The organism is Pseudovibrio flavus (assembly GCF_009711345.1).
GTDB lineage: Bacteria > Pseudomonadota > Alphaproteobacteria > Rhizobiales > Stappiaceae > Pseudovibrio > Pseudovibrio flavus.
The window spans coordinates 102,960-129,029 of record NZ_SMMA01000055.1; the positions used below are offsets into that span (position 1 = coordinate 102,960).

Here is a 26,070-nt window from a genome sequence, read left to right on the forward strand (position 1 = left end):
GCTGTCTGTTCAACATAAGAGCCTTAATGGCTTTAAGAGTGCGCCCATCGTCTAGCGGTTAGGACGCCGCCCTTTCACGGCGGAAACAGGGGTTCGATTCCCCTTGGGCGTGCCACTTCTTTTTAAAGAAGTTTTCGACAACAGCCTCTCATGGCTGTTTTTTTATGCCTAAAATTTGGATTTATAGCCAGCGAGCTGACAGACCGGCACCAAGGTTTGAGTTACGCTCTTTTGGGCCAAGCTTTTTCCAAAGAGATGCGCTCTCCTCGTCTTCAGTCTTCGTCTCAAGCTGCTCCATGAAAGAGCGAGCAAGACCGCTATTCATATCGCGAACGTCTTCGATGCAGTCGTGCACTGTAATCTGGCAGTCTGCTTGTTCAATACCGACTTGCGCTGCAGTTGTTGTGTGATGATCACGCGCAGGTGTGCGCACTTCCAACTCTTCCGTTACCATTGCCGAATTGCCCCTCCTGACGCTTCGAAGCCCGTACTCGAATAACGCCATGTCTGTCTGGTACACTGGAACGTGTGTGTGTTGCACGTAGTTTTACGCAACAAAACGTGGGCTATGCAAGGGGGCAGAAGGAACTATGCTTGCGTAATTCGTTTACGTGCTCCACTCTTTCGGCCCAAATCGTTGAGATCACATGGGTTCGGGACTTTTTAGCTTTTTTGGGGGAGGGACATCGATAAATGCTGGTGGCAAGGCACAATTCCATTCTTGAACTGGCTCGTCAGACTGGCAAAGTCGAGGTTGATGATCTTGCAAAGAAGTTTGACGTTAGCCCGCAAACGATCCGAAAAGATTTGAATGATCTTTGCGAGCAGGGTTTGCTTGCCCGCGTTCATGGGGGGGCATTACCGGCCTACGGCGTCGAGAACGTCGGTTATCTGGCTCGTAAGGATATTGCAGGGCGTGAGAAGGAGAGCATAGGTAGGGCGGCCGCCGAGCTGATACCGGATGGTGCATCTTTATTCCTAAACATCGGAACTACGACAGAGGCAGTCGCTCGCGCTCTTGTTCACCATCGCGGCCTTATGGTGATTACCAACAATCTCAATGTTGCGGGAACCCTGCGGCCCTTCTCCGAGATTGAAGTGATTATGGCCGGCGGTGTTGTGCGTTCTTCTGATGGCGGTGTAGTTGGTGAGGCAGCGGTCGATTTTATCCGCCAGTTCAAGGTGGACTACGCAATCATTGGCGCTTCTGCCATCGATAAGGATGGTGGTTTGCTTGACTATGATCTGCGTGAAGTGAAGGTTGCCCAAGCGATTATTGAAAACTCGCGTACACGTATTCTTGTTGCTGATAAAACCAAACTCGACCGCTCTGCGCCGGTTCGTATCGGCCATATCGACCAGATCGACTATTTGGTTACCGACGCCCTTGAAGATAGCGGCTTGAGGAAAGTTCTGGCTGATAACGAAGTGAAGCTCATTGAAGCGAGTTCTGACTAGGCAAAGAAAAAGCGCCCTTTAGGCGCTTCCTGTTTTCGTTTGATTGTAGGCGTGCAACAGGCTTAGGACGAGCCGCCTGCCTTACGGGCCTGAGCAATACGGTTTGCAAGGTCTGGCGCGCCATCATCGCTTTGGCGCAATGTGTCGATGTCTTTTAAGATCATGTCTACCTTGCCTGCGAGTTCAGCATCGCTGGATATGGCTTTAGCAGCAAGCTGGGCTGCAATTTCCTGAAGCTCACGGCGCATTTCAGAGAAGGCTTCGCTGTTATTCTTCTCGTCGCGTAGCGCGGAGATCTGTTCCTTCAAAGTAGCGATGATCTGCTGCGACTCGGTGTTTTTGTCTTCGAGTTCTTTGAGTTTTTTCTGGTTCACGGTCAATCGTCGCTTGCTGTTGGTTTTGCTGTTCGAAGCGCTCTCAGCTTCTTGCTTGTCTTTCTCCGCTTCATCCAGCTTGCTCTGGAGGTCATTGCGCTCTTGCGCAAGTTCGGCGTAGCGCTCTTTTAGCTTGCTGAATGCTTCCGAAGCTTGCTCTGCGGCCTCTTCTGGGCTGGAAGGCGTGTAGACATCATGGGTTTCCGCCGACATTTCCGCAACTTCTTTGGAAATTGCTGCTGCAAGAACGGCAAGCGGATTATTCGGGTCTTCGGTGGCCGCTTGTGCGGTTTTGGTCGCAAGCTGCGGGTTGTGAAGCGGGATTACTTTAGCGGACCCATCATCTGCAGCCTTGGCAGAGAAGTCGAGCGCTGCTGGATCCTCCGGCACTTCGATATCCGCCTCAACCATCGCCATGTCTTCAATGCGCTGTTTGCGAGCAAGAAGCTTACGCGCACGGCGTGACAGCTTTTCGGTCTGCGGTGCGGTCTGGTCGAGGCCGAACTGCTTTTTAAGGCGGTTCAGTTCCTGCAGATAACCAGCTGTCTCAGCCTCTGAAAGATTAAGCGCTGCTCTGTCATGGGTTGCTTGAGCATGTAGGCGTTCAAGCTTTACCTCAAGCTGACGGCGCTCAATGGCAAACTGGGCGCGAAGATGATCGCGGGCCATATTGGCTTTGGCATAACTAACCGGATTGGAAGCTTCCAACGCTCTCCTGGTCAGCCGTACAGCACGCCCCCAAACAAATGGGAGCATTGCTAGGCTTATTAAAGCACATACAAGAAAGCCAAGGCCAATATAGAGCGCAGTTTCAATCACATCGTTGCCCAATTCGTTTCGTTCGCCTGATCCTGTTTAGCGAGTATCGCACAACAGGATCTTTCGCGCAGTTCAAGAGTATAGAACTAACGTTAAGGCAATTCTATCAGAACGGGTTCCAGGTTGGCTTCCTAGTAAATTTCAAATAACCCATATTCACGCCAAGGCGCGCGCCAAGGCCTGCACGGATAGGCACAACATAGATGTTGTTGTTGGAAAGAACCTGCATGTCGAAGCCGCCGACTAGGTATGCAGTGCCTTTTACGCCAACATAACGCTTATAAATGCTGTCGATGGATGGCAGGTTATAAACCAGCATCATTACGCGAGCACCATCGCCGCCCATATCCCAGCCCAGAGAAGGGCCCTGCCAGAACATAGGGTGGGTGCCGGCGTTACGGGTGTACAAGGTGCCTTCGCCGTAGGTGGCGCCAGCGAAAAATGCGCCAGAACCTTCTTCACCCAGAATGTAGCCGTTTGGCTCGCCGTACTGCTGGACAGCTTTTTCAACGACTTTGGCAAGGCCGGAAGAAATTGACCCGAAGAACTGGTGGCCAGCTTCAACAATATCGTTCTGGTGGTAGGTGCTGTCTGACTGTGCTTGTGCCTGAGCCTGCCCATTTGAGAGCAAAAGACTGATACCCAGAACTGCAGCCAGAATGTTCAAAACAGGCAAACGAAAAATCGCCTTAGTCATAAAGGCTCCCCTTAAATGAAAAGTGATCAACCCCGCATACGACCTAATATGACCGAATGGATTGTTGACGTCTACGCGATGAAACGCTCTAATGATTCGAAGTTTAGCCCGAATTTATGGTATTTGTGGCGCTCATGCAGTGCGCTGGGGGGGAAATGCGACGCTTTTCTGTGTATTCCTTGGTTTGTTTGCTAGCTCTAAGCAACTTATCTTACGCAGCGCCCTTCGGCTTTGGCGGCTTTGATCCTGTTGCGACCTTTCAAACCGGAGAGCCGGAAAAGGGCAAAAACGCGCTTGAGCTGCTTTGGTCTGGCCGTTTGTGGCTATTCAAAAATGAGGGCAACAAGGCCGCTTTTGAGCGTGATCCTGATGTTTATGCCCCAGCGTTTGGTAGTTGCGGCATTTTCAGGCTCTCGCAAGGCGTCAAGGTAGAGGGGAGCCCGACTGTTTTTGCTTTCTATAAGGAAAAGCTCCTCCTCTTTTACGGGCGACAAGACCGCGTTCTGTTCTTCGCAAATCACGAGACGCTGTGGGAGAACGCCAAGCTGCATGCGGAAAAGGTTGATTGCGTGTCAGTCCGGTAATCCAGTACTTGGCATTATGGTTAACTCTATGTAACCATTGGCGATCGTTTCGAATCAGTTGTTTTATTTGTTTCCGGAGCACCCATGTCCGCTTTCGATCACTTGTCTTCGCTTGACCTTGCAGCTTTGGTTGCTTCTCGCGTTTGCCACGACATTATTAGCCCTGTCGGCGCGATAACCAACGGCCTTGAAGTTCTCGACGAAGAGGGCAACGAGGATATGGCAGACTTTGCGATGGATCTTATTCGCAAGTCAGCCCGACAAGCATCTGCAAAGCTCCAGTTTGCTCGCATTGCTTTCGGTGCTGCAGGTTCTGCTGGCTCCGAGATTGATCTTGGTGATGCGCAGACAGTTGCTTCCGGCTTTATGGAAAATGAAAAATCTGATTTGGAGTGGCTACTGCCGCGCCTTCTGCTTCCAAAGAACCAAGTGAAGCTGATTCTGAACCTGCTGCTCATGGTTAATCAGTGTGTTCCGCGCGGGGGTACGGTAACCGTTGCAATGGAAGGGGATGCTGAGGCTCCACTATTTATCGTTGCAGCGAAAGGTAAGACTGTGCGGGTGCCAGCGATTGTAAAAGATACAATCAGTGGGCAGCTTCCGGAGCGCATTGACGCGCATTCCGTGCAGCCGATCTATACCGTTTTGCTGGCAAATGAAGCAGGCTTGAAACTTGAAATCTCTCAGGATGATGAAAGTTTTACGTGTGTAGCGCGCCGAGATTCCTGATATCCATTAGGTATTGCTGTCAAGTTTTCAGTCTATGTTAACTGTTTCGCTTAACACTGAAGTTCACGCCATTAGGTGGTCTGTTTGTGGTCACCGGGGGGCAACTTACAGTTTAAGCGGGTGTGTACCATGGACGATCTTCTCAGAGAGTTCCTCACTGAGACTAACGAAAGCCTTGATGTCGTAGACGTCGAGCTCGTTAAATTCGAGCAGGATCCCAACAACGCAAGCATTCTGGATAATATCTTCCGGCTTGTGCATACGATCAAAGGAACCTGTGGTTTCCTTGGTTTGCCGCGACTTGAGGCGATTGCGCACGCAGCCGAGACGTTGATGGGTAAATTCCGTGACGGCGTGCCAGTAACGCCTGAAGCGGTTTCTCTCGTTCTGAGCTCCATTGATCGCATTAAAGAAATTCTTGCTGATCTGGAAAGTTCCAACGGTGAAGAGCCGGCTGGTGATGATGGCGATCTGATCTCCGAGCTAGAGCGTCTTTCGCTTTCAGCTGATACGGGCGATGCCTTTGAAGTTGAAATGGACGAAGAGGCAATTATCGTCCAAACGCTTGAGCGTCCATTGCGTCCAGGTGAAGTTTCGCTTGATGAACTGGAGCGTGCATTCCGTGAAGCGGAAGTCGAAATCGACATTCCGGTTGCTGAGGAAGAGCAGAGCGATGATCAGGACGATCTCGACAAAGAGCCTGAAATTGCAGTTCTAGCCAAGCCAGCGATGGCTAACGAGCAGGACGAAGCAAAGAAGAATATCTCTTCCCGCGGCGATCAGAAGAGCGGCAATGGGCAGGGCGTTTCGAATCAAAGTATTCGCGTTGCTGTAGAAACCCTTGAGCATCTGATGACGATGGTTTCCGAGCTGGTGTTGACCCGCAACCAGCTGCTGGAGATTGTCCGCCGTCACGAAGACAGCGAGTTTAAAGTTCCACTTCAGCGTCTTTCCAACGTTACTGCCGAGCTGCAGGAAGGCGTTATGAAAACGCGCATGCAGCCAATCGGCAACGCATGGCAAAAGCTTCCGCGTATCGTTCGCGACCTTTCACAGGAACTGAACAAACCTATCAACCTTGAAATGGTGGGCGCAGACACCGAATTGGACCGTCAGGTTCTTGAGCTGATTAAAGATCCGCTCACCCATATGATTCGCAATTCTGCTGACCACGGTCTTGAAAGTCCTGAGGATCGCGTTGCCGCCGGTAAGCCGGAAAAAGGCACGATCACTCTTTCCGCTTATCATGAAGGCGGCCATATCCTTATCGAAGTCAAGGATAACGGTCGCGGCTTGAACCTTGATGGTATCAAGCGGAAGGCCCTTGCAAATGGTCTCGCAACTGAAGCCGAAATCGAAAAGATGTCGGACCATCAGGTGCAGAAGTTCATTTTCGCCGCTGGTTTCTCGACTGCCGAGAAGGTTACATCTGTTTCCGGCCGCGGCGTTGGCATGGACGTTGTGCGCAACAACGTTGAGATGATTGGCGGTTCTATTGATGTCCGCTCGGTTGTCGGCAAAGGCACCAGCTTCATCATCAAGATTCCACTGACGCTGGCAATCGTTTCCACTTTGATTGTTGAGGCAAGCGGAGACCGTTTCGCCATTCCTCAGCTCTCTGTCATGGAACTGGTTCGCGTTCAGTCCAACTCCGAGCACCGCATTGAGCGCATCAAGGATCGTCCGGTCCTGCGCTTGCGCAACAAACTGCTGCCGCTTGTTCATATCAGCCAGCTGCTGGGCATGAGTGCAGAGGGCGAGCTGGACGAAGACAGCGGCTTCATTGTTGTTATGCAGGTTGGCAGCCAGACCTTCGGCGTTGTTGTTGATGCGGTCTTCCACACGGAAGAAATCGTGGTCAAGCCAATGTCGTCCATGCTGCGCAATCTGACCATGTTCTCCGGTAACACCATCCTTGGTGATGGTGCTGTTATCATGATTATCGACCCGAACGGTGTTGCCGCTGCTATGGCGAGCCACGCTTCCAGCTCTATGGCAGCTGCTGTGGAAGCTGCTGAAGAAGAAGCTGTTGGCACCAACTCCGATACGGACATGCCGATTTCGCTTCTGCTGTTCCGCGCTGGTTCTCAAGAGCCAAAGGCTGTTCCTCTGTCACTCGTGACACGTTTGGAAGAGTTCGAGGTCTCTAAGATCGAGCGCTCCAATGGTCGCGATCTGGTTCAGTACCGCGGTTCGCTCATGCCACTTGTTTACGTCAACGAACATGCCCGTCACAAAGAAGAGGGCACACAGCCGATGCTGGTGTTCTCTGATCTTGGCCGCTCAATGGGTCTTGTGGTTGATGAAATCGTCGACATTGTCGAAGACCGTATGTCCATCGAAGTCAGCTCCCAGACACCGGGTGTTCTAGGTTCTGCGATCATCAAGAGCAAAGCGACCGAGATCATGGATCTTGGCCACTATCTGCCGCTGGCATTTGATGACTGGTTTGTTCGTAAAGAAGTTTCTCGCTCTACTCTTTCCAAGAACCTCTTGTTCGTGGACGACAGCGCGTTCTTCCGCAACATGCTGACGCCAGTTCTTAAAGCCGCCGGTTACAAAGTCTCCGTGTGTGACAGTGCATCGGCTGCGTTCGAGCTTCTGGAAAAAGGCGCAAGCTTTGGTGCGATCGTCACCGACATCGAAATGCCTGATGTAAACGGCTTCGAGTTCTGTGCAGCTCTGCGCAACGACCCGCGTTTCGCGCGTCTTCCAATTATCGCATTGTCCGCTGTTGTAACGCCTGCCTCCATCGAGCAGGGCCGTCAGGCTGGCTTTGATGACTACGTAGCAAAATTTGATCGGGCTGGTTTGATCGCTTCACTTAAAGACGTGATGACCGGAGAACTCGAGGTAGCAGCATGACCAATCTAACCACTGTTAAAGATCACAATGATAATCAGCAGGGTGGCGGCGACTACATTCAGTTCGTCACCGTGGTTATCGGCGGGCAGCTGTTCGGTATTCCTATTTCGCAGGTCCACGACGTATTCGTGCCGGAGAAAGTAACCCGCGTTCCTCTGGCGCCGCCAGAAGTGGAAGGCGTGCTGAACCTTCGCGGTCGCATCGTCACTGCGATTAATATGCGCCGTCGCTTGCATCTGGAACCGCTTAGCGGCGATCAGGGCATGATGGCCGTTGGTATTGAATACAAGAGCGAGTCCTACGGGCTTGTGATCGATGCCGTGGGCGAAGTGCTGAACCTGCCAGTTAAGGAAATGGAGTCCAATCCATCCAACCTTGACGCTCGTTGGGCAGAAATTTCCGGCGGTGTCCACCGTCTTGATGGTCAGTTGATGGTGGTACTGGATGTAGACCGCCTTCTGACATCCCTCATTGAACCTAAAGCAGCCTGAGTCTCGCACTCACTTTCTAGAGTTATGACATGAAGCATTGTTTGGTTGTTGACGATTCAAGTGTGATCCGCAAGGTGGCGCGCCGTATTCTTGAAGACCTCAACTTTTCTACCTCTGAAGCAGAAGATGGCCAGCAGGCCCTCGATCTGTGCAAAGCCTCTATGCCAGATGCAATCCTTCTGGATTGGAACATGCCTGTAATGGATGGCCTCGAGTTCCTCGTTCGCTTGCGTGAAGAAAAGGATGGGCAGCAGCCAATCGTTGTCTTCTGCACGACCGAGAACGACGTTGCGCACATTACCAAGGCCATCCGCGCAGGGGCTAACGAGTACATTATGAAACCGTTTGACCGCGATATCGTCGAAGCAAAGTTTCAGGAAGTCGGACTGGTCTAACGGAAAGCTAATTTGGAATGCTTGGGGCACTAAAAGAAGCAGTAACTGGTTTGGGGCGTGATCAGCAGGCACCTGTAAGGGTGATGATTGTTGATGACTCTGTCGTTATTCGGGGGCTTATCAGCCGTTGGATCGAAGAGGAGCCTGACCTTGAAGTCGTAGCGCGTCATCGAAACGGGCAGCTTGCTGTTGAAGATATCGAAAGCAGCAATCCCGATATCGTTGTGCTCGATATCGAGATGCCGGTTATGGATGGGCTTACGGCTCTCCCTCTGCTTCTTAAAAAGAAGCGCGGCCTTACAGTGCTCATGGCCTCGACGCTTACTCGGCGCAACGCAGAAATCAGCTTGCGGGCTCTTTCCCTTGGTGCGACCGACTATGTGGCAAAGCCGGAAAGTACCAGTCAGTCGCTGACTTCTACCGACTTCCGCAGAGAGTTGATTGAAAAGCTTCGTCATTTGGGCGCAGTGAATAGAGCGCAGGACGATGGTCCACTCGCGTTCCGCCGCATGCGTAAAATGAGAGCCGAAACGTCTGCTGGTCAAAGGCCGAGCGTTGAAGCAAAGCCAGCCGGTGCTATCGATACGCGAAGCGCTTTGCGTCAGGCAAAGGTTGTTGCGGCAAGCGGCGCTGGCGGATATGAGCTTCGCCCTTATTCCTCCGCGGTGCCTCGGGTCCTGACCATTGGCAGCTCTACGGGTGGACCGCAGGCGCTACAGGTCGTTTTGTCGGGTATTGGAGCGAGCATCAAGAATGTTCCGATCCTTATTACCCAGCATATGCCGCCTACATTTACCACCATTCTTGCTGAGCATTTGGGCAAGGTGCTGGGCATTCCTTCAAAGGAAGCCGAGGATGGTGAGGTTATTCAGGCAGGGCATGTTTATGTTGCACCGGGAGGGTATCACCTTCGCGTTGCCAAGAAGGATGGTCAGGTGATCGCAACGCTTGACCAAGAGCCTCCAATTAATTTTTGTCGTCCGTCAGTGGACCCAATGTTTGACAGTGTTGCAGAGGTTTACGGAGCCGCAACATTGGCAGTGGTGCTGACGGGTATGGGAGCTGATGGCTCTCAAGGAACCTATTCAATTGCAGGGCGGGGGGGCAGCGTTATTGCCCAGGACCAGAAGTCCAGTGTGGTTTGGGGAATGCCAGGTGCAGCCGCGAAAAGCGGAAACTGCAGCGGGATTCTCCCTCTGGAACAGATCGGTTCAAAAGTTTCCCGCCTTTTGGAAGGAACATTTGGATGAAGCCTTCAGATTATGATTTTCTGCAGAAATTCCTACACAGTCGTTCCGGGCTCGTGTTGTCGAGCGAGAAGCAGTATCTCGTCGAAAGCCGCCTAATCCCTGTCGCTCGCCGCGCGGGCCTTGGTGGACTGGACGAGCTTGTTGCCAAAATTCGCATGGCTGGCAGCATGGAGTTGAAGGACGACGTCGTGGAAGCGATGACCACGAACGAGACGTTCTTCTTTCGTGATAAGACGCCTTTCATGCATTTTGAGCAGGAAATGCTGCCAACCATGCTGAAGAACCGCGCTTCCAAGCGTCGTATTCGCATTTGGTCTGCTGCTGCCTCTACAGGCCAAGAGCCTTACTGCATTGCAATCAAGCTGCAGGAAGCACGGGCGAAAACCGCCGGTTTCCGATTTGAGATCCTCGGCACAGACATCTCCAAGGAAGTGTTGGAGAAAGCTCGGACCGGTATCTACAGCCAGTTTGAGGTTCAGCGCGGCCTGCCGATCCAGATGCTTCTTCGATATTTCACCCAGTTGCAGGAAATCTGGCAGATCGCGCCTGAAATTCGTGCAATGGTGCAGTGGAAGCAGCTGAATCTGCTGGAGAATTTCGTAAATCTCGGTGAGTTTGACATTGTCTTCTGCCGCAACGTTTTGATCTATTTTGATCAAGCGACGAAAATCGAAATTCTCAATCGTATTGCTAAGCAAATGCCGGATGATGGTTATTTGGTACTCGGCGCGGCGGAAACCGTTGTTGGCTTGGTTGATAGCTTTGAGCCGGTTCCAAACCTTCGCGGTTTGTATCGCCCAAAGAGAGCAACACAAGTTTCTGTGCCAGCAAGCTCTTTGACCGGTTTTACGCCGCGCATTCGAGCAATCGGTTAAGCGCGATAGATCGTATTTTGAAGGAGGCCAGCTACGCGCTGGCCTTTTTTATTGGGTGCAACCGTTTATCAAAGGTGCTGGTTACAATGTCAGTGTAACGGCGGCTAACTGGTACCGTTGAACCGTTTGTAAGAAGGACACGCATATTAGCACCTTCTTGAAAACAGCATTCAACAGCGCTGCGGGCAACCCATTGCGAGCGGTGAATTTGTAGCCCAACATCCTCTGGAATTAGCTTTACATAGTCTGCAAAACGGGCGAGCACCATGCGCGTTTCTTCCGTTGTTACGATACGGACATAATGCTCCTGCGCCTCCATTTGGATAAGGTCTCCTTGAAGGGGAGGGGCAAGTAACGGCAGTAATGCTTGGCTTTCGGGAGTTGGGGTTTCTTCTTCATTAGTGACGATTTCAGTTGCTGAGGTTTCATTGGGGTGCGCGGGCATGCGCGCGGCATCCTGAGTTGCTTTGCGAGCGAAAAACTTCGGGAACGTAAGCAGAGCGCAGAGCAGCATGTGATTGTTGAAGAGATAGAGAACCTCTTTGGCGAACTCTAAGGCTAGCCCTTCGCCAACGACGATACCAGCATCTTGCCCCAGTTCTGGAATGCCCAGAATGATATCTATCATTGTGATGCTGAGTGTGAACGGCACTAGACTGATCAATGCTGCGGAAGCTGCTAGTACCACTGGGCGCTTATGGAAAAGTTCCAAAGCGATAAGCAGTTGGCGAGTGCCGAAGAAAAACAGCGCTTCAATCCCAATTCTGCCTACCCAATAAAAGTGGCTACTGAACGGGGACCATTTGTACATGGGACTAAATTCATTGGCTGCTATTAGCAGGCCAATGACAATAGTGTAGGCAATGGTAAGTCGCTTGCTCATAGCATTAGAGAATCCCTAAAGAGAAACCGCCACTTACGTTACGTGAATGGAAAGGGATCTGCAAATTATTGTTTTTTAATCCAAGTTTTGACTCGTTTAAGAATTCGAGAAATTGCGCCGTTGGTTGTCGTAAAGGGCGGAACAAATCTGATCTAATAGTTTGGCTTGAGCTTAAGAACCTACGGATTCTGACCGGTGAAGATGATCTTCGCATCGTCGGAAAAGTGGTTTTGTTTGCTGAGCAAGGAGTTTGAGTCATGAGCACTGTCAACGTTCTGGTTACCCGCCGCGCCGCACTATTTGGAGGTGGCGCTCTTGTAACTGCTGCATCTGTTGGATCTCTTCCGGCCATGGCGGCCCAGTCGCTGGCGGAAGGCTCAAAAGCTGCAGCGCCGAGTGCCCAGTTCAAACTAGGCAGTGCCAAGGTCGCGACTTTGCTAGATGGTGCGGTGAACGCCAAGGAGCCTCAAAAGACCTTTGGCATGAACCAGAGCGCTGAAGCTTTCGATGATGCATCCAAGGCAAACTTCATTCCGGCAGACGCATTCAAAGCCTACTTCACTCCAACTGTCGTCCAGATCGGCGGTGAAACTATTCTCTTCGATACCGGTGTCGGGTCTGGCGGTCTTCCTGCTCGTGGTAACCTATCTGCCGCACTGGCAGGAGTAGAGCTCAAGCCAGAGGATATTGATGTCGTGGTCCTTACCCATATGCACCCCGACCATATAGGCGGGTTGATGCAAGACGGTGCTCCGGCATTTAAAAACGCTCGCTATGTTACAGGAGCGGATGAGTTTGATTTCTGGGCGAAGATGGATCCAGAGGCGAACGGCGTAGCAAAGCTCTTTTCTAAGAACGTTAAGCCGCTGGCCGACAAAATGTCCTTCATCAAAGGAGGAGACAGTGTTGTGCCGGGTATTGAGGCGGTTGAAGCCTTTGGTCACACGCCCGGTCACATGGTCTATCTAGTCGAATCTGACGGAAAACAGGCGCTTTTAGCGGCTGATACCGCGAACCACTATGTTTGGTCATTGGCTTACCCTGATTGGGAAGTGCGCTTTGACATGGATAAAGGCGCCGCCGCTGAAACCAGAAAGAAGATTTTCGGGATGGTTGCGAGCGATCGCATCCCATTTGTTGGCTATCACATGCCGTTTCCCGCTGCCGGTTATGTAGAGGCGGTGGGTTCTGGTTTCAGATACGTCCCAGTTTCTTATCAGCTGGATATGTAATCCGGCAACGCTGTGCCCCATCACTACAAAAGCAGCGCAAAAAAATACCCCCGCCGAAAGGGCGGGGGTATTATAATTTCTGGGTCAGTGCTTTAAGCCGCTTTTTCTTCCGGCTCACGCAGCACATAGCCGCGACCCCAAACGGTCTCGATGTAATTCTTTCCGGCCGCCGCCGTTGCCAGCTTCTTACGAAGCTTACAGATGAATACGTCGATAATTTTCAGCTCTGGCTCGTCCATTCCGCCGTAAAGATGGTTGAGGAACATCTCTTTGGTAAGGGTCGTACCCTTGCGCAGAGAGAGCAGTTCCAGCATCTGGTACTCTTTACCAGTCAAGTGAACGCGCTGGCCTGCGACTTCCACTGTCTTGGTGTCGAGATTTACGGTGAGGTCGCCAGTTACGATAACCGACTGCGCATGTCCTTTGGAACGACGCACGATTGCATGGATACGTGCAATCAGCTCATCCTTATGGAATGGCTTGGTCATATAATCGTCAGCGCCGAAGCCAAGGCCACGAACCTTGTCTTCAATGCCTGCAAGACCAGAAAGAATCAGAATCGGTGTCTTGACCTTGGAAACACGCAGTGTGCGCAGAACCTCGTAACCGGACATATCCGGCAGGTTCAGGTCAAGCATAATGATGTCGTAGTCATACAGCTTACCAAGGTCGATACCTTCTTCGCCCAGGTCAGTTGTATAAACATTGAAGTTTTCGGACTTTAGCATCAATTCAATGCTTTGCGCCGTTGCGCTGTCGTCCTCAATCAACAAAACACGCATGTCATTCCCCTCGTGTTGCCTTTCCGGGCGGTCGCGCCGGCCAAAAACGCCAACCGTTGCGAAGGAACTGATAACCCGAATTCTCAATCAATGAGATTATGGTTAACAGAACTTGATTCGCACCTGCAAGCGATTTGAAGGAACTTGTGAAAGTCTTCTGGGTACAACCTTTCAGCGGTTTTACTGATTAGTACGCAACCAGACGATCTTTCAGTCAAAAACCAAGGAATTCCTTGATTTTGATCTCCTTCCTGACGCAACGGACACCGCGGGAAAGCCCGCCAGCCGCTACATTTCTCCACATTAAGATTAAGCATAAGGGTAAATGATCGGTTACCATTACGGGAATTTAGGGATGGGAGAGCCGTTTGGACGCGCTGCTAGCAGAGATAGAATCATGCCTGCCGACTCAGATTTATGGTCGAGTAGAAGAGGTTAAGGGGCTTCTAGTAGAGGTTTCCGGCCCCGTGCATGAAATGAGCGTTGGCGCGCGTCTACTCCTAGATGTGGGGGAGGCTCAGGAGGCGATACAGGTAGAGGTCGTCGGCTTTAGAGAAGGCCGTGCTTTATGTCTGCCTTTCAGCGGTGTCGAGGGGCTTCGGCATGGAAGCAAAGCTTGGCTTGTGTCGCGGGAGAGCGCAGTGCATCCAAGCAATGGATGGCTGGGCCGTGTTGTTAATGCTCTTGGCGAACCTATCGACGGCAAGGGGCCGTTACCATTTGGGCCAAAGCCCATGGCACTGCGGGCAAGCCCCCCTAAAGCGGCAGAGCGTTCCAGAGTAGGTGGCCCGATCGATTTGGGGGTACGCGCTCTCAATACTTTCACCACATGCTGCAGCGGTCAGCGCATGGGCATCTTCGCAGGCTCGGGTGTCGGCAAGTCGGTTTTGATGTCTATGTTGGCGCGCAATAGCGAGGCAGACATTTCCGTTATCGGTCTAATCGGTGAGCGTGGCCGCGAGGTTCAAGAGTTTATCGAGGATGATTTGGGCGAGGATGGGCTTGCTCGTTCGGTTGTTATCGTTGCGACTTCTGATGAAAGCGTCTTGATGCGGCGTCAGGCTGCTTATCTCACTTTATCTGTCTCTGAGTACTTTAGAGAAGAAGGCCATCACGTTCTTTGTATGATGGATAGTGTCACCCGCTTTGCGATGGCGCAGAGAGAAATAGGCCTTTCAATCGGTGAGCCGCCAACTTCTAAAGGGTATACGCCTACTGTTTTTACCGAGCTACCCAAGCTGCTAGAGCGGGCTGGGCCGGGGCGAATAGGTGAGGGGACGATTACCGCTCTCTTTAGTGTGCTCGTTGAGGGAGATAATCATAATGAGCCGGTGGCTGATGCTGTGCGCGGTATTCTCGACGGACATATAGTAATGGAGCGGGAGATAGCGGAAAGGGGACGCTACCCAGCAGTGAACGTTCTCAAATCTGTTTCCCGTACAATGCCGCGCTGTGTGCCAGATGACGTACGACCGGTTTTGACAAAGGCGAAGCAGCTTTTATCTACCTACACTGACATGGAAGAACTGATCCGACTCGGTGCTTATCAACGTGGCAGCGATTCGCAGGTCGATGAAGCGATCCGGCTTTTTGGTGGAATTGAGGGTTTTTTGTCCCAAGAAAAGGACGAGAAATCCACATTAGCCCATGGTTATTTGCAGCTTGCCAACCTTTTGGAAATGACTCCGACGTAAGCTTGCCTTGATTAAGGGAGTATTGCGTATGAAAAACCGTGACGGCCTTATCAGGTTGAAGAAGTTCCACGTGGACGAAAAACGCCGCCGTGTGGCGCAGATCGAAACCATGTTGCTGGACTTCGACCGGATGGCACAGGAGCTGAATTCGCAGATTGAGGACGAGCAAAAACGTGTTGGCATTGATGATGTCTCGCATTTTGCCTATCCGACATTTGCTCGTGCGGCTGCTCAGCGTCGTGACAACCTCGTTAATTCTGCAAATGAGCTGAAAGACCAGCTTTCTCGCGCGCAGGATGAGCTTAAAGATGCCATGGCTGACCTGAAGAAGGTTGAGCTGATGGGCGAAAGAGAGCAGATGCGTGATCGCGCCGCCACAGAGGCAGCCGAACAAGAACAAATTGACGACATCGCTGGACGGTATGCAGGTCGCTAGGCGACCTGCCCGAGTCGGATCCGATATACATATTGTTTCGGTATGACAAAGCCGAGGCTGCCATCGTAAGATAACAAGGCTGACTGGCCGAAAAGAAAAACGATAGGAGGCAGCATTGGAGATCAACGGTAAGTTTGATGAGCGGGTTGTTGTCCATGCACCGCAAGTAGATTGGCATCCCTCTCCCATGAAGGGGGTGGATCGCAAACCTCTTGACCGTCTTGGCGATGAGGTGGCGCGTGCAACCAGCATTGTGCGCTATGCGAAGGGAAGCCGCTTTTCTGAACATGTCCATGATGGCGGGGAAGAGTTTATTGTTCTTTCCGGCGTATTTCAGGATGAGCACGGGGATTACCCTGCGGGTTCATATGTGAGGAACCCTCCCGGAACCCGTCACAGTCCCTATTCAAAAGAGGGCTGCGAGCTTTTTGTAAAGCTCTGGCAGTTCGACCCCTCCGATAAGAAATCCATAAACCTCAATATGAATGACGTAGAGGCCGAGCCTGATGGTCTGCGGGCAGGGGTTTCCGTCGTTCCTCTATTTGAAAACAATTTCGAAGATGTTCGTCTGGAAATCTGGGAGCCCCACAGCAAAACGTACTTTTTTGCGCAGGCGGGTGCAGAGCTGCTAGTGCTTGAAGGTGAGCTTTATGAGGGCGGCGACATGTTGAAGGCCGGAAGCTGGCTGCGCTTGCCGCCTAATTATGAAGCCAAGGTTCTCTCTGGTGCGTCCGGAGCCAAGGTTTGGATTAAAACCGGGCACCTACGCAACATCAGGCGGCCTAATACAGGCTAGGCTTTGTGAGTAGGTTCGTTCGTACTCGATGGGCGTCGCCTCTTGCCGCAATGCATTCACCCCATTAAACCCATAGGAGTACTGATGAGTACCTATGGGGGAGCATTGTGTCAGTTCTGATCGGTTTCTTATTGCCTATCGCCACCTTCTCGTTTGCGCTGGGCTTGACCTTGCCCCTGATGAAACTGGAGCGGCTGTACTTTCTGGAAGAAACGCCGTCACTGCTTGAGATTACCGGCGCACTCTATGAAGAAGGGGAGTTGCTCATCTCGGGTGCTATCCTGATTTTTTCCATCGTTCTTCCCGCGATCAAGTTGCTTGTACTTCATGTGGCTGCTGTTGGCCACGAGAACCGCTGGGCGCTTCGTTTAATGATTACGTTAGGGAAGTGGTCCATGATGGATGTCATGCTGGTTGCACTTGTAATTTTTGCTGCCAAAACCAGCGGTCTAGCAAGTGCCTCATCTTTGCCAGGGCTGTGGTTTTACGCAGTCGCAACGCTTTTTTCTGCTGTAAGCGCTCTTGCTTGTCAGTATATGAGGCGCTGATACCTCCCTGTATTGGGAGATTTGCATTTTCTTTATGAAATGCGTGTTTTGCTTGCACTGTACCACGGCACCGATGCCGAGGCGTACGCGAAGGGTCTTCGAGTTATGAAAATAAGAGCTTTTCTTTGCTGGCTACTTCTTGCGGTCTTTTGTGTGGTCACACCGGCCTCCAGTCAGGCATTGAAGCAAGTGCTAGAGGGATCAAGCTCCTCTAGCGAAGCCACAGAAGCTGATCAAACCAAAGCGCGTGAAGCTTTGATCAAGGTTTTGGAGGACCCCAAACAGCGAGAAGCGCTGGTAAACTATCTGAAATCCTCTGAGGCTCCTAAAAAGACAGAGCCTGATGCAGGTGCTACACCTGCAAACGAGACGGTTGCCGCACAGCTTGGTGGCTATGTGCAGTCGGTTGTCTCTGACTTTTACGAGTTCGGCTCTGTGATTGCCGCAAGACTTTCTGGCTATCAGGATGTCGCGGAAGGCCAACCTCGGTTCACGATCAATCGCCTGCTATCGGGCGTTCTGGAAATTCTGCGCGTTCTCATCCCTGCCTATCTCATTCTTTATGTAGGGCATTGGGGGCTTAGACGGTTACTCAGACGCGTCCAGCGCCATTGCATAGAGAATGGCTGGGTGCATCGGGGCGGGTTCCTTCTCATGCTGACCGGCCTTGATGCTATCGTCGTCACCATTGCTGCCGGTAGTGGGTATATAGCCGCGCTTTATTTTGCAGAGGCTTCAGGGATAGGGGTGAGAAACCCGACCCTGCTGGAATCGTTGACGCTTGATGCCTTCTTCCTCATTGAAATGGCACGCGTTGCTATCCGGTTCGTCTTCTGTCCGGGTGTTAAAGAGCTTCGGATTTTCCGTTTTTCCGATGAAGAGGCGACGTTCTGGACACGTCACCTTGTAATACTGGTCTTTATCTTTGGGTTTGGTGGGCAGGTTCTTGTACCGCTGGTGAATACGCATTGGTCGTACAGCTTGGGCAGCAGTGTCCATATGACTGTCGTTCTGGTTTCTCTTGCCTATCTGGTCACCATAATCGTGAGTTCTCGCCGTCGGGTTCGAGATGCGATTATCGGCTATGCAGATAACAAGCTGGAAAGCGAAATCGGAGCACGGGTTATCAGAGCCCTTGCTTATGTTTGGCACATCTTAGCGCTTGTGTATGTCTTTACGGTCTTTGTGGTTTGGCTAAGCCGTCCGTTTGATGCTGTTACCTTTGTCGCCTCGGCGAGTGGTTATTCGATCCTCATTATCCTGATTTCCACTTTCATTGTACTGGCGGTAACGCGTGGTATTCGTGAAGGTATTCATCTACCTGAGACCTATGGCACCAAGCTACCCACTTTGGAGTCCCGCCTGAATGCGATTTTACCAAAGCTTTTGGCTATCCTGCGCATTCTTGTAATCCTTGGTGCGATCAGCTCCATTTTGGAGGTTTGGGGCTTTGGTACGCCGTGGTCATGGTTCTGGCGCGGTGCAGGTTCCGACTTCAGCGGACGGGTGACATCTGCTCTTATCGTTTTGCTGGTCGGCTTGGCGATTTGGCTTGGCACCATGTCTTGGGTTGATCTGCAGTTGGTGGAAGACAACCACCGCATGGTTACCTCGCGCAAGAAAACGCTGTTCAAGCTGTTCAGCAATGCCTTCACCATCCTTCTGCTTATCATGGTTCTGTTGATTGCCATGTCCCAGCTGGGTGTTCAGATCGCTCCGTTGATCGCCGGTGCCGGTGTCTTCGGTCTGGCGCTCTCCTTCGGTTCGCAAAAGCTGGTTCAGGACGTGATCAACGGCGCTTTCATTCAGCTTGAAAACGCTATGAACGAAGGTGATGTTGTTGAACTTGGCGGTGTTACAGGTACCGTTGAAAGACTGACGATCCGCAGTGTTCGTTTGCGTGACCTTGCAGGTACAACGCACACGATCCCGTTCTCTTCCGTGACAACGGTTGCCAACTCTATGAAAGAGTTTGCGTATCACGTTGCCATTATTGGTGTTGCTTACGATACCGATATCGATCAGGCGAAAGAGGCGATGGAAGAAGCCTTCCAGCGCTTGAGGGTTACCGAGTACGGCGCCTACATTGTCGGTGATTACGAGATGCATGGCGTTATCAACCTTGGCGCATCTTCGGTTGATATTCGCGCGCGTATTAAGACAACACCGGGTGATCAGTGGGCCCTAGGCCGCGCTTACACTGAGCTGGTCAAGAAGGTCTTTGACGAACGCGGTATCGAAATTCCGTTCCCGCAGGTTACCTATCACATGGCAAGTGACGGTGAGAAGGACGAGACCCCGCCAATGCTGACGGATGATACCGAAAGCAAAGGTGGCAAGGTCTCTAAGGGCGGCTCTGCCCCTTCTTCGGACGCTGGTCCGAAAAGCTAAGAGTGACCTGAAACGAAAACACTCATGAAAGGGGAGGAGCATTTGCTTCTCCCTTTTTGCATTTTGTAGTGCCTATCCATCAAGTTCCGCTAAGTCTGCAGGTGAAAGTTTCGTTGACTTGCGAATGCCTTCGTTTTATTTCGGTATTTAGATAAGTGAAAATACGCGCACGCATGCGCATGGCTTGGCGAGGAAACAATGGGAAAGCGCTACGATCTGTTTGTCATTGGCGGGGGTATCAATGGCTGCGGTATCGCACGGGACGCTGCAGGACGGGGCGCTAGTGTTTTTCTGGCCGAAAAAGGGGACTTCGCAAGCGCGACCTCTTCGGCTTCTACCAAGTTGATCCATGGCGGGCTTCGGTATCTTGAATACTACGAGTTCCGGCTTGTGCGCGAGGCCTTGTTGGAGCGTGAAGTGCTGCTGAACAATGCACCTCACATTATCTGGCCTCTTCGCTTTATTCTTCCTCATCACAAAGGGCTGCGACCTGCGTGGTTCATTCGCCTCGGCTTGTTTTTATACGATCACTTGGGTGGCAGAAAACTTTTGCCGGGAACGCGCTCGGTAAAGCTCTCATCAGGCCCATTTGAAGAGGGAATGAAGCCTTTATTCTCAAAGGGCTTTGAGTACTCCGATTGCTGGGTAGATGATGCGCGCCTTGTTGTTTTGAATGCACGCGATGCGCAGGCGAAGGGCGCTGAAATCCGCCGCGACAGTGAAGTGGTTTCTGCCCGCCGGGATGGTGATATCTGGAATGTGGATGTTCGGTGCACTCAAACGGGCAAAACCGAAACCATTGAGGCTAGAGCCCTTGTTAATGCAGCAGGGCCTTGGGTTGCTGATGTTATGGGTGAGGCGCTGGGGCTTAATGAGATCTCCAAGGTCCGACTCGTAAAGGGCAGCCACATCATCGTGCCCAAGCTCTACCATCATGATCGCTGCTTTATCTTCCAAAATGGCGATGGCCGTATCGTCTTCTCTATTCCCTATGAGAAGGACTTCACCCTTATTGGCACTACGGATGTCGATTATCACAATGATCCGGGTGAGGTGGCTATTTCGCAGGATGAGGTTGAGTACCTTTGCAATGCGGTGAGTGAGTACTTCCAGACACCTGTGCAGCCAAAGGACGTTGTGCGGACCTATTCCGGTGTTCGCCCGCTTTATGATGACGGTGCAAGCGACGCCAAATCAGCAACGCGAGACTATGTGCTGGAGTTTGAGGGCGGCAAAGGGCAGGCCGGTTTGCTCAACATCTTTGGGGGCAAGATAACGACCTATCGCCGATTGGCGGAGTCTGCGCTGGAAAAGCTGCAGGACTATCTGCCAGAAGGCAGCAAGCCGTGGACGCATGATGCCTCCTTGCCGGGTGGGGATTTTAAACCGCAGGAGTTCGATCAAGTTGTTGATCAGCTCAAAAATGCGTTTCCGTTTTTAAGTGATAGCTTGCGCTATCGCCTTGTTCGGTCCTATGGCCAAGATGCTTGGACGATGCTTTCGGGCTGCAAAACCATTGAAGACCTTGGTCGCTGTTTCGGCGCTGACCTCTTTGAGAAAGAGGTAGAGTGGCTCATTTCAAAAGAATGGGCTAGAACAAGTGATGATATTCTGTGGCGGCGTAGCAAATTGGGGCTACGTCTGGATAAAACCGCAGTTGAAGCATTGGACGATTTTATTAAACAGGTTGCCTAGGTTTATTGCGCTCAGGGCATTGGCAGTTTAGTAGGCCCTTTTTTGTTGCTTGGTGACTTTTGAGAATTGGGCGCTGGCTAGCGGGTCAGCGTGAGGAGGAAATTTCATGAGCGGATGGATTCTGGCTATTGATCAGGGAACCACATCGACCCGCGCGATTGTGTTTAACCGCAACTTCGAAGCATCCGGAGTTGGCCAGAAGGAATTCGCCCAGCATTTCCCTCATCCGGGCTGGGTTGAGCATGACCCAGAAGACCTGTGGCGCACCACGGTAGAGACGTGCCGGGAGGCGCTTTACGCATCTGGCATTCATGCCGATGATGTAAAAGGCGTTGGTATCACCAACCAGCGTGAAACCACTCTCGTTTGGGACAAGCACACCGGCGAGCCAGTGCACAACGCCATTGTCTGGCAAGACCGCCGCACGACCTCTCTCTGCGCTGCTCTTAAAGAAGAGGGGCTGGAAGAGCTTTTCACCCGCAAAACCGGTCTTCTGCTTGATCCATACTTCTCCGGCACCAAAGTCACTTGGATACTCGACAATGTTGAAGGTGCGCGGGAGCGTGCCGAAGCGGGCGACCTGCTGTTCGGTACCGTAGACGCCTGGCTGATCTGGAAATTTACCGGCGGTCGCTCTCACGTAACTGATGCGACCAACGCTTCCCGCACACTGCTTTACAACATCGAGAGTAATGAGTGGGATGACGAGCTTCTCTCTATCCTACGTATCCCACGCAGTATGCTGCCTGAGGTTCGCGATTGCGCTGACGAGTTCGGCATCATTCCTGCGGAGCTTTTTGGTGCAAACCTTCCAATTCTTGGTGTTGCAGGCGATCAGCAGGCGGCGACCATTGGTCAGGCCTGCTTCAAGCCGGGGATGGTGAAGTCCACCTATGGCACAGGCTGTTTTGCACTGCTGAACACAGGTGAAGAGCTGGTTCGTTCCAAGAATCGACTCCTCTCTACAATTGCCTATCGGTTGGATGGCAAAACAACCTACGCGCTGGAAGGCTCCATCTTTGTTGCTGGTGCGTCTGTGCAGTGGCTGCGCGATGAGTTGAAAATTCTCGACAAAGCAGCAAAGTCGCAAGACCTAGCCCAGCAGGCTGATCCTGAAAGTCAGGTTTATATGGTTCCTGCTTTCGTTGGCCTTGGTGCTCCTTATTGGGACCCTGACGCTCGCGGTGCCATTTTTGGTTTGACACGCTCAACTGGCCAGAACGAAATCGCTCGCGCGACTTTGGAAAGCGTCGGCTATCAAACCGCAGACCTTATCGATGCAAAGAAAGCCGACATGGGTGAAGGCATCGGTACAGAAACGGTTCTGCGCGTAGATGGCGGCATGACTGCTTCCGATTGGACCATGCAGTTCCTTGCAGACATTCTCGGTGCGCCGGTTGACCGTCCTGTTGTGTTGGAAACCACAGCACTGGGCGCGGCATGGCTTGCGGGTATGAAGGCAGGTGTGTGGCCAAGCATGGAAGAGTTTTCCGACTGCTGGCGCCTTGATCGCCGTTTTGATCCGCAAATGTCTGCGGAGGAGCGTACGCGTAAGCTGGATGGCTGGCGTGATGCTGTGCGCCGTACACGCTCTACTTTCTAAAGATAGTCAAAGAGTTACTCCGAAAGCCCGCGTTCTGCGGGCTTTTTGATTCACAGCTACCACTATTTTCCAATGAAAGAGATATATCACAGTCTTGACACAGGTGGATACTTTGCATCATAAGGCAGATATATCACAGTTTATGAGGAGTAAGATCAATATGTGGCGCGGCGTCTATCCTGCTGTAACAACGAAGTTTAACGAGAACGACGAACTCGATATTGCCGAGATGGAGCGTTGCTTCCAGATCCAGATTGATGCCGGTGTTGATGGTTTTATCGTCTGCGGCTCTTTGGGGGAGGCGATGGCGCTGGAGCCATCTGAAAAGATCGAAATTCTAAAGACTGCAAAGCGCATCGCAGGTGAGCGTCCAGTTCTTATGACGGTTTGCGAAAGCTCAACCCGCCGTGCCTGTCAGGCTGCGCGTGATGCTGCCGAAGCTGGCGCTGATGGTCTCATGGTTCTGCCGGGCGTTCCTTACAAGTCTCAGCCGCATGAAACGGTTGCCCACTTTAAAGCGGTAACCCGCGCTGGCGGCATTCCAGTCATGATCTACAACAACCCCGTTGCGTATGGTGTTGATGTAACGCTGGACATGTTCGCAGAGCTTGCCGATGAGCCGCTCATCGTCGCCATGAAAGAATCCACTGACGACATCCGCCGTGCGACCGAGGTTTACAACCGCTTTGGTGACCGCTTTGCGGTACTGACCGGCGTTGACAACCTCGCCCTTGAGAGCATCGCGATGGGTGTTGATGGCTGGGTTGCCGGTCTTGTTGTTGCATTCCCAGCGGAAACCGTTGCGATCTGGAAATTGGCACGTGCTGGCCGTCTGGAAGAAGCGCGTGAGATCTACCGCTGGTTCCGCCCATTGTTGGATCTCGATGTATCTACGAATCTGGTACAGAACATCAAAATGGCTGAAGAGCTGGCAATCGGTTCTAACGACAGGGTACGTGCCCCACGCCTGCCTTTGGAAGGCGCGGAGCGCGAGCGCGTTATTGCCGTAATTGAGAAAGCGCTGGCCTGCCGTCCTGAATTGCCGGAGCTCTAATTTTTATGCGTCACATCCTTATCGTCGGAGCGGGTATCGTTGGCCTTAGCAGCGCTATCCGTATGCTGGAGCTTGGTTACAAGGTCACTTTGGTTGATCGTAAAGCTCCGGGCTCTGAAACATCCAGCGGTAATGCTGCAGGTATTGCATGGACGGATGTGGCGCCTTTGGCGTCGCCCGGCGTTTGGCGGGCGGTGCCTTCTTGGCTCTTAGACCCTTTAGGGCCGCTGTCGGTTCGCCCGGCCTATGGGCTTTCCATTTTGCCGTGGATGCTTCGCTTTTCCATGGCCTCACTCCCCAAACAACATGCCCGCAGCACTCAGTTCATCGCAGCTCTCAACGCGCTGGCTCTTCCGTCATGGGAACGCTTGTGGGAACGGACAGGAACAAAGGGCAGGGCGCGTTATAACGGCTGTCTTGAAGTGTTCGATAAGCCGTCGCAGGTGCAAAACGCTCGAGCAGGCTGGGATAAGCAGCGCAATTTTGGCATCAAGATCGAAGAGTTGGATGGTAACCAGCTCCGCGAGTTAGAGCCTGACCTTTCCGAAGATGTTTGCGGCGGCGCTTTCCTCCCGCAGTGGGCCAATGTCGATGAGCCTTATGGTCTGTGTCAGGACCTTGCCCGCTTTTTCCTTGAGAGCGGCGGCACTTTTGAGCAGCAAGAAGTTCGCTCAATTGATGCCAACGACCAATCGGCCAGCCTTACCCTTGCAGATGGCTCTGTAATTTCTAGCGATAATCTCGTTGTCGCCGGTGGTGCTTGGTCCCGCCCGCTTGCTGCCATGATGGGGGATCGCGTTCCGCTGGATACAGAGCGCGGTTACAACACGACCATTGGCAATGCGGGTGTAAGCCTCAAACACATGGTTATGGTGCCCGGTTACGGCTTTGCTATGAACCAGCTGTCTTCCGGGCTTCGAGTTGGAGGTGCGGTGGAGTTCGGCGGCTTGAAACTCGACCCTAACTGGAAGCGTGTCGATGCTTTGCTCTCAAGAGCGCAGCGCATCTTGCCGAACCTTCAGGAAAACGACGGAAAACGCTGGATGGGGTATCGTCCATCTCTGCCGGATTCTCTTCCTGTGATCGGCCCATCCAGAAAGAGTGATCGGGTTGTCTATGCATTTGGACATGGGCATCATGGTCTTACGCAGGCAGCTGCGACCGCAGAGCTGGTTGGCGACCTTATTCAAGGCACTGCTCCATCCATTGACTTTAGCGCGTTCAGTGCGCAGCGCTTCTAACAATAATCAAGGCCTTTGGGGGACCTAACATGGCGTCAAAAACCTTCTCCATCATCGACGGTCACACCTGCGGTAATCCGGTACGCCTAATTGCGGGCGGAACGCCGCGCCTTAAGGGAGCGGATATGCTCGCACGGCGGGCGGACTTTATGGAGCGTTATGACTGGATCCGCACAGGCTTGATGTTCGAACCTCGCGGACACGATATGATGTCCGGTGCTTTCCTCCTGCCTCCAACACGAGAAGACTGTGACGTCGCCGTTCTCTATATAGAGACCTCTGGCTGCCTTGCTATGTGCGGGCACGGTACCATCGGTACAGTGACCATGGCGATTGAAGAGGGCCTTGTTGAACCTGCTGAACCAGGCCGTTTGCGTTTGGAGACGCCTGCGGGGCTCGTTATTGCCGAATATGACAAGCAGGGCGACTTTGTAGAAAGCGTAACGCTTACCAACGTTCCTAGTTTCCTCGCTGAGGAGGGGCTGTCTGCCTATGTTGAGGGACTGGGAGAGATAACAGTAGACGTGGCTTACGGCGGAAACTTCTATGCCATCGTAGAAGCGCAGGAAAACTATGCGGATCTCAGCGATGTCCGCGTTGATCAACTTCTAGAGTGGAGCCCAAAGCTAAGAGCTGCGCTAAACGACAAGTACTCAGTCTCTCATCCTGAGGATGACCGCATTAACGGCATTAGCCATATCCAATGGACCGGAAAGCCAACGGTAGAGGGTGCAGATGGACGTAATGCTGTCTTTTATGGTGATCGGGCCCTAGATCGTAGCCCATGCGGAACTGGTACTTCTGCTCGCTTGGCGCATCTCCACGCCAAAGGTCAATTGGCAGTTGGCGATAGCTTCACTCATGAATCCATCATTGGTTCCTTGTTTGTTGGCGGCATTAAGGAAGAGGTGAGTCTCGGCGGCAGAACGGGTATTCGACCAACCATTCAGGGCTGGGCACGTAAGACAGGCTACAACACAATTTTTCTGGACGAGCGTGACCCCTACATGACAGGGTTTCAGCTTGCGCCGGAGGGCGTAATTCAATTCCCGCGTCCATAGCTGGCGATTGCAGCTTCTTATACGTAGTTTCCGAATCTAAATCGGGCTAGGTTCAAGTTTCGAGCTTGAAAGGCCCCTGTGCATACACCCCTGTTGAAATTCTTGATTTGTTAATAG

The 26,070-nt window shown here is 52.2% G+C and carries 24 protein-coding genes and 1 tRNA gene; 20 read left to right on the forward strand and 5 right to left on the reverse strand.

Annotated features, from left to right (window positions below):
* Window positions 1–40 precede the first annotated feature (40 nt).
* A tRNA-Glu gene (locus tag E1162_RS05115) sits at window positions 41–115 on the forward strand.
* Window positions 116–181: 66 nt separating this feature from the next.
* Here E1162_RS05115 and E1162_RS05120 read toward each other — a convergent pair.
* The gene (locus E1162_RS05120) at window positions 182–454 is read right to left on the reverse strand and encodes a hypothetical protein (RefSeq protein ID WP_155127791.1); all 273 of its coding nucleotides are present in this window, start codon (window positions 452–454) and stop codon (window positions 182–184) included.
* A 239-nt stretch (window positions 455–693) separates the two neighbouring features.
* On the opposite strand from E1162_RS05120, the gene E1162_RS05125 reads away from it, so the two are divergent.
* Complete coding sequence (locus E1162_RS05125) at window positions 694–1,458, forward strand: DeoR/GlpR family DNA-binding transcription regulator (RefSeq protein WP_155127794.1); 765 nt, start codon at window positions 694–696, stop codon at window positions 1,456–1,458.
* 62 nt (window positions 1,459–1,520) lie between these two features.
* Here E1162_RS05125 and E1162_RS05130 read toward each other — a convergent pair whose 3' ends face one another.
* Together E1162_RS05130 and E1162_RS05135 are read right to left on the reverse strand one after the other, a co-directional pair.
* On the reverse strand, window positions 1,521–2,540 hold the full coding sequence (locus tag E1162_RS05130; RefSeq protein ID WP_257098682.1) for a hypothetical protein: 1,020 nt from the start codon (window positions 2,538–2,540) through the stop codon (window positions 1,521–1,523).
* Between the two features lie 217 nt (window positions 2,541–2,757).
* Entirely contained in the window at window positions 2,758–3,348 is a 591-nt protein-coding gene (locus E1162_RS05135; protein WP_155127800.1) for a DUF1134 domain-containing protein, read from the reverse strand.
* Between the two features lie 155 nt (window positions 3,349–3,503).
* On the opposite strand from E1162_RS05135, the gene E1162_RS05140 reads away from it, so the two are divergent.
* From E1162_RS05140 to E1162_RS05170, 7 genes are all read left to right on the forward strand, one after another.
* Entirely contained in the window at window positions 3,504–3,932 is a 429-nt protein-coding gene (locus E1162_RS05140; RefSeq protein WP_155127803.1) for a YHS domain-containing (seleno)protein, read from the forward strand.
* 84 nt (window positions 3,933–4,016) lie between these two features.
* On the forward strand, window positions 4,017–4,661 hold the full coding sequence (chpT, locus tag E1162_RS05145; protein ID WP_155127806.1) for a histidine phosphotransferase ChpT: 645 nt from the start codon (window positions 4,017–4,019) through the stop codon (window positions 4,659–4,661).
* 129 nt (window positions 4,662–4,790) lie between these two features.
* Window positions 4,791–7,526 carry a hybrid sensor histidine kinase/response regulator gene (locus tag E1162_RS05150; protein ID WP_155127809.1) on the forward strand — a complete coding sequence of 912 codons (2,736 nt, stop codon included), beginning with the start codon at window positions 4,791–4,793 and terminating at the stop codon, window positions 7,524–7,526.
* On the forward strand, window positions 7,523–8,017 hold the full coding sequence (locus E1162_RS05155; protein ID WP_155127812.1) for a chemotaxis protein CheW: 495 nt from the start codon (window positions 7,523–7,525) through the stop codon (window positions 8,015–8,017). Before E1162_RS05150 ends, E1162_RS05155 begins: the two co-directional genes overlap by 4 nt.
* Before the next feature lie 29 nt (window positions 8,018–8,046).
* Window positions 8,047–8,412, forward strand: coding sequence for a response regulator (locus E1162_RS05160; protein ID WP_155127814.1), 366 nt, complete (start codon window positions 8,047–8,049; stop codon window positions 8,410–8,412).
* Between the two features lie 17 nt (window positions 8,413–8,429).
* The gene (locus E1162_RS05165; protein WP_257098683.1) at window positions 8,430–9,662 is read left to right on the forward strand and encodes a protein-glutamate methylesterase/protein-glutamine glutaminase; all 1,233 of its coding nucleotides are present in this window, start codon (window positions 8,430–8,432) and stop codon (window positions 9,660–9,662) included.
* Entirely contained in the window at window positions 9,659–10,537 is an 879-nt protein-coding gene (locus E1162_RS05170) for a CheR family methyltransferase (protein WP_155127817.1), read from the forward strand. Before E1162_RS05165 ends, E1162_RS05170 begins: the two co-directional genes overlap by 4 nt.
* A gap of 31 nt (window positions 10,538–10,568) precedes the next feature.
* On the opposite strand, the gene E1162_RS05175 is transcribed toward E1162_RS05170, so the two are convergent.
* Window positions 10,569–11,420, reverse strand: coding sequence for a LytTR family DNA-binding domain-containing protein (locus tag E1162_RS05175; protein ID WP_155127820.1), 852 nt, complete (start codon window positions 11,418–11,420; stop codon window positions 10,569–10,571).
* A 257-nt stretch (window positions 11,421–11,677) separates the two neighbouring features.
* Here E1162_RS05175 and E1162_RS05180 point away from each other — a divergent pair, with 257 nt between their 5' ends.
* Entirely contained in the window at window positions 11,678–12,652 is a 975-nt protein-coding gene (locus E1162_RS05180) for an MBL fold metallo-hydrolase (protein WP_155127823.1), read from the forward strand.
* A 92-nt stretch (window positions 12,653–12,744) separates the two neighbouring features.
* Here E1162_RS05180 and ctrA read toward each other — a convergent pair whose 3' ends face one another.
* Window positions 12,745–13,434 (reverse strand): response regulator transcription factor CtrA, encoded by a 690-nt coding sequence (ctrA, locus tag E1162_RS05185; protein ID WP_155127826.1) that lies wholly within the window; start codon window positions 13,432–13,434, stop codon window positions 12,745–12,747.
* Window positions 13,435–13,802: 368 nt separating this feature from the next.
* Between ctrA and fliI the strand changes: the two genes are divergently transcribed.
* From fliI to E1162_RS05235, 10 genes are all read left to right on the forward strand, one after another.
* The gene (gene fliI / locus E1162_RS05190) at window positions 13,803–15,128 is read left to right on the forward strand and encodes a flagellar protein export ATPase FliI (RefSeq protein WP_155127830.1); all 1,326 of its coding nucleotides are present in this window, start codon (window positions 13,803–13,805) and stop codon (window positions 15,126–15,128) included.
* Window positions 15,129–15,156: 28 nt separating this feature from the next.
* On the forward strand, window positions 15,157–15,564 hold the full coding sequence (gene fliJ, locus E1162_RS05195) for a flagellar export protein FliJ (protein ID WP_155127833.1): 408 nt from the start codon (window positions 15,157–15,159) through the stop codon (window positions 15,562–15,564).
* A 115-nt stretch (window positions 15,565–15,679) separates the two neighbouring features.
* The gene (locus tag E1162_RS05200) at window positions 15,680–16,360 is read left to right on the forward strand and encodes a cupin domain-containing protein (RefSeq protein WP_155127836.1); all 681 of its coding nucleotides are present in this window, start codon (window positions 15,680–15,682) and stop codon (window positions 16,358–16,360) included.
* Between the two features lie 107 nt (window positions 16,361–16,467).
* Window positions 16,468–16,908: a paraquat-inducible protein A gene (locus E1162_RS05205; protein ID WP_371311815.1), complete on the forward strand. Its 441-nt coding sequence runs from the start codon at window positions 16,468–16,470 to the stop codon at window positions 16,906–16,908.
* A gap of 105 nt (window positions 16,909–17,013) precedes the next feature.
* Window positions 17,014–19,299: a mechanosensitive ion channel domain-containing protein gene (locus E1162_RS05210; protein WP_257098684.1), complete on the forward strand. Its 2,286-nt coding sequence runs from the start codon at window positions 17,014–17,016 to the stop codon at window positions 19,297–19,299.
* A gap of 198 nt (window positions 19,300–19,497) precedes the next feature.
* A complete protein-coding gene (gene glpD, locus E1162_RS05215) occupies window positions 19,498–20,994 on the forward strand; it encodes a glycerol-3-phosphate dehydrogenase (protein WP_155127842.1) in 1,497 nt (498 codons plus the stop codon).
* Window positions 20,995–21,100: 106 nt separating this feature from the next.
* Window positions 21,101–22,597, forward strand: a complete 1,497-nt coding sequence (glpK, locus tag E1162_RS05220) for a glycerol kinase GlpK (RefSeq protein ID WP_155127845.1) — start codon at window positions 21,101–21,103, stop codon at window positions 22,595–22,597.
* Between the two features lie 160 nt (window positions 22,598–22,757).
* The gene (locus E1162_RS05225) at window positions 22,758–23,651 is read left to right on the forward strand and encodes a dihydrodipicolinate synthase family protein (protein ID WP_155127848.1); all 894 of its coding nucleotides are present in this window, start codon (window positions 22,758–22,760) and stop codon (window positions 23,649–23,651) included.
* Between the two features lie 5 nt (window positions 23,652–23,656).
* The gene (locus tag E1162_RS05230) at window positions 23,657–24,892 is read left to right on the forward strand and encodes an NAD(P)/FAD-dependent oxidoreductase (RefSeq protein ID WP_155127851.1); all 1,236 of its coding nucleotides are present in this window, start codon (window positions 23,657–23,659) and stop codon (window positions 24,890–24,892) included.
* Window positions 24,893–24,921: 29 nt separating this feature from the next.
* Entirely contained in the window at window positions 24,922–25,953 is a 1,032-nt protein-coding gene (locus E1162_RS05235; RefSeq protein WP_155127854.1) for a 4-hydroxyproline epimerase, read from the forward strand.
* Window positions 25,954–26,070 lie beyond the last annotated feature (117 nt).

Coding starts and splice junctions, on each gene's coding strand:
- E1162_RS05120 (WP_155127791.1), bottom strand. CDS start 454: ATGGTAACGGAAGAGTTGGAAGTGCGCACACCTGCGCGTGATCATCAC.
- E1162_RS05125 (WP_155127794.1), top strand. CDS start 694: ATGCTGGTGGCAAGGCACAATTCCATTCTTGAACTGGCTCGTCAGACT.
- E1162_RS05135 (WP_155127800.1), bottom strand. CDS start 3,348: ATGACTAAGGCGATTTTTCGTTTGCCTGTTTTGAACATTCTGGCTGCA.
- E1162_RS05140 (WP_155127803.1), top strand. CDS start 3,504: ATGCGACGCTTTTCTGTGTATTCCTTGGTTTGTTTGCTAGCTCTAAGC.
- chpT (WP_155127806.1), top strand. CDS start 4,017: ATGTCCGCTTTCGATCACTTGTCTTCGCTTGACCTTGCAGCTTTGGTT.
- E1162_RS05150 (WP_155127809.1), top strand. CDS start 4,791: ATGGACGATCTTCTCAGAGAGTTCCTCACTGAGACTAACGAAAGCCTT.
- E1162_RS05155 (WP_155127812.1), top strand. CDS start 7,523: ATGACCAATCTAACCACTGTTAAAGATCACAATGATAATCAGCAGGGT.
- E1162_RS05160 (WP_155127814.1), top strand. CDS start 8,047: ATGAAGCATTGTTTGGTTGTTGACGATTCAAGTGTGATCCGCAAGGTG.
- E1162_RS05165 (WP_257098683.1), top strand. CDS start 8,430: ATGCTTGGGGCACTAAAAGAAGCAGTAACTGGTTTGGGGCGTGATCAG.
- E1162_RS05170 (WP_155127817.1), top strand. CDS start 9,659: ATGAAGCCTTCAGATTATGATTTTCTGCAGAAATTCCTACACAGTCGT.
- E1162_RS05175 (WP_155127820.1), bottom strand. CDS start 11,420: ATGAGCAAGCGACTTACCATTGCCTACACTATTGTCATTGGCCTGCTA.
- E1162_RS05180 (WP_155127823.1), top strand. CDS start 11,678: ATGAGCACTGTCAACGTTCTGGTTACCCGCCGCGCCGCACTATTTGGA.
- ctrA (WP_155127826.1), bottom strand. CDS start 13,434: ATGCGTGTTTTGTTGATTGAGGACGACAGCGCAACGGCGCAAAGCATT.
- fliJ (WP_155127833.1), top strand. CDS start 15,157: ATGAAAAACCGTGACGGCCTTATCAGGTTGAAGAAGTTCCACGTGGAC.
- E1162_RS05210 (WP_257098684.1), top strand. CDS start 17,014: ATGAAAATAAGAGCTTTTCTTTGCTGGCTACTTCTTGCGGTCTTTTGT.
- glpD (WP_155127842.1), top strand. CDS start 19,498: ATGGGAAAGCGCTACGATCTGTTTGTCATTGGCGGGGGTATCAATGGC.
- glpK (WP_155127845.1), top strand. CDS start 21,101: ATGAGCGGATGGATTCTGGCTATTGATCAGGGAACCACATCGACCCGC.
- E1162_RS05225 (WP_155127848.1), top strand. CDS start 22,758: ATGTGGCGCGGCGTCTATCCTGCTGTAACAACGAAGTTTAACGAGAAC.
- E1162_RS05230 (WP_155127851.1), top strand. CDS start 23,657: ATGCGTCACATCCTTATCGTCGGAGCGGGTATCGTTGGCCTTAGCAGC.
- E1162_RS05235 (WP_155127854.1), top strand. CDS start 24,922: ATGGCGTCAAAAACCTTCTCCATCATCGACGGTCACACCTGCGGTAAT.